Consider the following 5,522-nt stretch of genomic DNA (forward strand, 5'->3'; position numbering starts at 1 on the left):
GCTCTGCGAGGCATTGGCATTGCCCAGTGTGTCCTGGCCACTGCGGATGCTCAGGTCACCGGCCGCGTGGATGCCCACATCCTGCTCGGCCACGATATTGGCCGCGGTCAGGCTGATGTCGCCCTCACTGGTGGCCATGCGCACACCACCACCCACTGACAGCTGGGTGCCGGTGATGGTGTCGCTGCTGCCGGTTACAGCTCACAGCGGACGGAGTCACATCACCTCGTAAAAGTGCACACTGGATCGAGCTTTCCTGCGCGGCCTCCAGGGCAATGCTGTTGTCGGCGGTCAGCAGTATGTTGATGCTGTCTCACTACCGACTTGCGCACCGCAGCCTACTGCCTACTGCCTACTGCCTACTGCCTACTGCCTACTGCCTACTGCCTACAACTCTAAAACACTGTACCCGCGTCACTCGACACAAGATCGAATTTAGCTCCAATCACGCCTGCCATTTCCAACCGCTCCTTGACGACCTCAGAAACAATTATTGCCCGCAAATAATCGCTCAGCCTGAAAATATGATGCCCCCCAATCCTCTGCGAATCAATAATCAGATTCGTAAATACCCGATACCTACCATCCAGATCCGGCCTTACCGGATCATTGGAAGCAAACCTCTCGAAAGAAGATTGCACTTGATCTATGCAGTCAACCTGAGTTTCAATCGTCATAACAAAATAATTATTTTCAGACACAGCGCCAACAACCTCTACCCGCTGAAACACGACATTCCGATAGGGCTCATCCACTTCAGCCAAGCCACACAATGCGTCACACGCCTTTTCACTTAAAACTGGAACGTCAGCATAACCGGCCAGAGAAAAATCGACCTGGCGCCCGGGAAAGTGAACATCAACGGAATAAGAACCCGGCTCCATGAATTCGACAGGGGGATCACGAAAAAGCCAATTGTCCACATGGCGGACTGCACCCAATACCCACCTATCGGGAATATCCATATCCTGACGAAGGAGATAGTAATTCACCTTATGCTCCGGTTAACCATTTGTTGACTTGACTCCCTTTGGTGACGGCCTCCAGCTTAATCTGCTCCAATGTCCGAGACACGGCGCTCTTGTACATTTCACCATTCGGAATGAGGCCACTGGTACTTTCCTTTAGCCTACCATAAACGTACTGATGATACTCCTCAGGATGCGGCCCCCGATGACCTGAAACCGCGACCAAATTCTCCGTGGATTTGTTGATATCGAGCCCAGCACCATCGAAGAAGGCCTTGAATTCCCGAGTCCAAGCTACACGCCCATTCGTATAACTAACGGGGTCGGGTTAACTTACCCATTAAACGCACAGCTAATCTTGAATGTCGGTCCTATCAGTAACCGTTGATATGGCCAAAGTATTCGTTACGGACCGATCTTCAGCTCGTCATCGCCTTGCGATGAATGTCCGATTTTATCGGCCGCGAGCAGCTCGATGCTGGTGGCCGTGATGTTGATGTCCTGCGCGGCCACCACGTTGCTGGCGATCTGGCTGTAGCTGCCACCGGCACTGAGGTTGACGCTGCCGCCCAGACTGCCGATGTTGCTGGCCACCTGCGACACCTGGGCGCTGTCATCCTCGTGCTGCTGGCGGTGCCAGCCAGAGAACTTCTCGGTATCGGAGATCTGCACCGTACCGATGGCCTTGCTCTGCGAGGCATTGGCATTGCCCAGTGTGTCCTGGCCATTGCGGATGCTCAGGTCACCGGCCGCATGGATGCCCACATCCTGCTCGGCCACGATATTGGCCGCGGTCAGGCCGATGCCGCCCTCACTGGTGGCCATGCGCACACCACCACCCACTGACAGCTGGGTGCCGGTGATGGTGTCGCTGCTGCCGCTGGCAGCTCAAAGCGTACGAAACCGAATCACCTCGTGAAAGTTCACTCTGGATCGAGTTTTTCCGTGAAAGTGCACTGCGGATCGAGTTTTCACAAACTAAATCATCCAAGCGCTTGAATCGTGCAGAAACTGCCAAACTCGAGACTTACCGTCACTACTATTTATCAAGGTCAATATCGTATTTTTAGGGGCACCAAAGCGCCACCAACGTCGATTTTCGTTGAAATATTCAAAAGGAAATTCAACAACCTTCAGTGAAGCACCCCCATATATGATAAATATAGCTTCCGAGAGCGCCTCATCACCAAGCAATGGAAACAGCACGTCGCAGCCAATAGACGCCTTCGGCCTGGAATCACGAAGGGCATCTAAAAACCTTCGATTTACGGAACTGCTCGAAGGATTGGAATCATCAAGGATTTGTGGATGGATGCGTATATTTGACATTTGTAACCCTGGTGGAATCGAATGTAATTAGATTAACTCCAGTTCTATTTTGAGCCGAAGGCGCAAGTATTGCATTATACCCTTGATCTCTTGCCCACCTAGCAATTCTCTGAGTCAAATCATAACTCCCGGAAACACCATGTGATGACCTCGTTATCTGCTCGCGCGTCACCCCAAGGGCCCTAAGAGCTGCAGGATTTGTTAAATCCAAAACACCGGCGACTTGCACATTCCCACCCACAAGAACTCTAGGTGCGATTGCGTCACCCCATACACGATAGCTTCCAACCTCAGCTGCAGCAGTATCGACAGTTGTTCCAGAGTAAATAGATCCAACACCCGGTCCAGAGTATCTATGGTTGGCACTTACATTCCCAGGATGAATATCCCAAGTACTCTGAGCAAATCTCGGGTCAGAAAACCTAAAAACTCGCCCATCAAAATCAACACCTGCGCCAACCGAATATGTTCCACGAGCCCAAGCGTCAGCTGCAGACTGAACGTTAATAGATTTATTCAACAAGTATGCCTGAACAGATACAGGAGCAACACCAAACAATGAATACGTCAACTCCGCATTCTCAGGCGACATACCGGTCAAAGCAGCAATACCAAGCCCGCCCGCCGTTGGCTGTTGCTTTCCATAGGCCCATGTCGCCCCACCGGCGACCATGTTATCGGTGCCCCAGGCCAGCATGGATGCCCCCCCCGCGAGGGCAAGGCACCCTACACCAGTCTCCAAACACGTCACTGCACCTCCTGCAGCTGTTCCTGCACCGGCCACTGCAGCTGCATAACCACCTACCGCTTGGATCGCTCCAAAAGTGCGTGTCACTGCATCCTGCAGTGCAGGACTATCTTTCCAATAGTCAGATGCATTATCACTTATCGAGTAATTGAAATGCCCTGGCGCCTCTTCGCGCAGATTGGCGATCAACTCATTTTTCTGGGCGTCGGATAATGTCGCCATTACAGCCGCAACCTGCTTTTCAACGACTGCGGACATCACACCAAGCTCAGAGCCCTCCCAACACCTTGTAATTCCGCATGCGACAGCTTGAATTTCATGGTAATCCTCGCCCTTTGCCAGCAATCTGCTCAATGCGGATTTCTCCTGTTCATTGAGAAGGCGATTGTTTTCAACTGAATTATTAGCCAGCCCAGCACCTAATGATGCGTTAGCGAAATTCAACTCCCCAACGCTCCCAGCTACTGCCCCCACCGCCTGCGAGAGTGCCAGGATGTTGGCCTTCTGGTTATCGTCCAGATCCCCCACCTTGCCGGGATAGAGCGCCTCGGTGATCAGCTTGGCAGCCAGCTCACCGCCGGCCGCTGCACCTGCACCGTTTGCGGCGTTGCCGCCATTGACCTCGGCCAACAAGGCCCCCAGCAGTGCGTGTGACAGAAGCTGCATGGCCTCACTGGGCACGGCACTGGGCTTGTTCGGGTCGAAGGTCTCGCCAATCAACTGCGCTGCATAAGGCGCCAGTGCGTTGGCAACCACCTGGCTGCCCACCTGCCCGGATGTGGCGCCCACCAGCAAGGTGGTGACCGCCTCTAGCGCACGGCTGTTGGCGCCACCAATGCCCCATTGCTTCAACTAACGGGGTCAGGTTAACTTACCCATTCAACGCACCGCCAATCTTGAATGCCGGTCCGATCAGTAATCATCGATGTGGTCAACGCATGCATTACGGACCAATCTTCAGGTCGTCATCGCACTCCTGAGGAATGCCCGGTTTCATCGGCAGTGAGCAGCTCGATGCTGGTGGCCGTGATGTTGATGTCCTGCGCGGCCACCACGTTGCTGGCGATCTGGCTGTAGCTGCCACCGGCACTGAGGTTGACGCTGCCGCCCAGGCTGCCAATGTTGCTGGCCACCTGCGACACCTGGGCGCTGTCATCCTCGTGCTGCTGGCGGTGCCAGCCAGAGAACTTCTCGGTATCGGAGATCTGCACCGTACCGATGGCCTTGCTCTGCGAGGTATTGGCATTGCCCAGCGTGTCCTGGCCACTGCGGATGCTCAGGTCACCGGCCGCGTGGATCCCCACATCCTGCCCGGCCACGATATTGGCCGCCGTCAGGGTGATGTCGCCCTCGCTGGTGGCCATGCGCACACCACCACCCACTGACAGCTGGATACCGGTGATGGTGTCGCTGCTGCCTGTCGCAGCCATAGCATGCGAAGTCGCATCATCTCGCAAAGCTGATATCTGGATCAGGTTTTCAAGCTCGCCCCATACCATGGATCGAGCTTGAAACACTCTAATAGGAAAATCTAGTACTTACTTCACCATCCTCACCAAGATCGACAACAAGGGACCTCCAATCACCACCGGAGTGTAACTTCATCACCTCATGGAGATCATGCAACAGCTCGTAAGCGACGCAAGCATTACTAAGATACTCACTTTTTACGCGACCATTGATCGTGTAAGAAAAATTCGCCCCTGCGGACCACACGCCCTCACCCGGATCATAATCAAATTCGCATCTCATCGAGCTATACCCAGGATCAGCAGATGAATGCATTATTGACACAATCTTATTCAGCACCTCGACCTGCCTATTTAAATCAATCAACCCGCACCCCTCCTAAAGTAAATCGAATATTCCACATCGCCTACACAGCAGCCTATCAGCAGTGCATTCGAGCGCACCGAAGAAATACCCGAAGTGTGAAATACACACGAACAACCTCACTCAACCGGCCATAATCAACAACCAACGCGACCAGGTTAACCTGACCATCCAATACACGACCAATTCATAAATAACGGACCGATCCGTACCTGTCGATATCGTCGAAGTATGCATGACAGACCGATCTTCAGATCGTTATTGCGCTGCGCCGTATGCCGCGCTTCATCAGCAGTGAGCAACTCGATGCTGGCGATCTGGCTATAGCTGCCAACGGCACTGAGGTTGACGTTGCCGCCCAGGCTGCCGATGTTGCTGGCCACCTGCGACACCTGGGCGCTGTCATCCTCGTGCTGCTGGCGGTGCCAGCCGGAGAACTTCTCGGTATCGGAAATCTGCACCGTACCGATGGCCTTGCTCTGCGAGGCATTGGCATTGCCCAGTGTGTCCTGGCCACTGCGGATGCTCAGGTCACCGGCCGCGTGGATGCCCACATCCTGCTCGGCCACGATATTGGCCGCGGTCAGGCTGATGTCGCCCTCACTGGTGGCCATGCGCACACCACCACCCACTGACAGCTGGGT

General features: G+C 54.1%; 6 protein-coding genes and 1 pseudogene. All 7 read right to left on the reverse strand.

From position 1 onward, the window contains the following. A partial coding sequence (locus ABB30_RS17000; protein WP_211263496.1) for a hemagglutinin repeat-containing protein occupies window positions 1-177 on the reverse strand: 177 nt, incomplete at its 3' end. 218 nt (window positions 178-395) lie between these two features. Continuing rightward, window positions 396-992, reverse strand: a complete 597-nt coding sequence (locus ABB30_RS14495; RefSeq protein ID WP_057639025.1) for an imm11 family protein — start codon at window positions 990-992, stop codon at window positions 396-398. Window position 993: 1 nt separating this feature from the next. Beyond that, a pseudogene (locus tag ABB30_RS17005) lies at window positions 994-1,239 on the reverse strand (AHH domain-containing protein); the annotation flags it as partial. 134 nt (window positions 1,240-1,373) lie between these two features. After that, window positions 1,374-1,832 carry a hemagglutinin repeat-containing protein gene (locus tag ABB30_RS14500; protein ID WP_083489902.1) on the reverse strand — a complete coding sequence of 153 codons (459 nt, stop codon included), beginning with the start codon at window positions 1,830-1,832 and terminating at the stop codon, window positions 1,374-1,376. Window positions 1,833-2,262: 430 nt separating this feature from the next. After that, window positions 2,263-3,834, reverse strand: coding sequence for an RES family NAD+ phosphorylase (locus ABB30_RS15910; protein ID WP_245626519.1), 1,572 nt, complete (start codon window positions 3,832-3,834; stop codon window positions 2,263-2,265). Between the two features lie 176 nt (window positions 3,835-4,010). Next, window positions 4,011-4,475: a hemagglutinin repeat-containing protein gene (locus tag ABB30_RS14505; RefSeq protein WP_057639027.1), complete on the reverse strand. Its 465-nt coding sequence runs from the start codon at window positions 4,473-4,475 to the stop codon at window positions 4,011-4,013. Between the two features lie 561 nt (window positions 4,476-5,036). Continuing rightward, the coding region (locus tag ABB30_RS14510) for a hemagglutinin repeat-containing protein (RefSeq protein ID WP_152980765.1) at window positions 5,037-5,522 on the reverse strand (486 nt) is incomplete at its 5' end.

It is taken from the genome of Stenotrophomonas ginsengisoli, from assembly GCF_001431485.1.
Taxonomy (GTDB): Bacteria; Pseudomonadota; Gammaproteobacteria; order Xanthomonadales; family Xanthomonadaceae; genus Stenotrophomonas; species Stenotrophomonas ginsengisoli.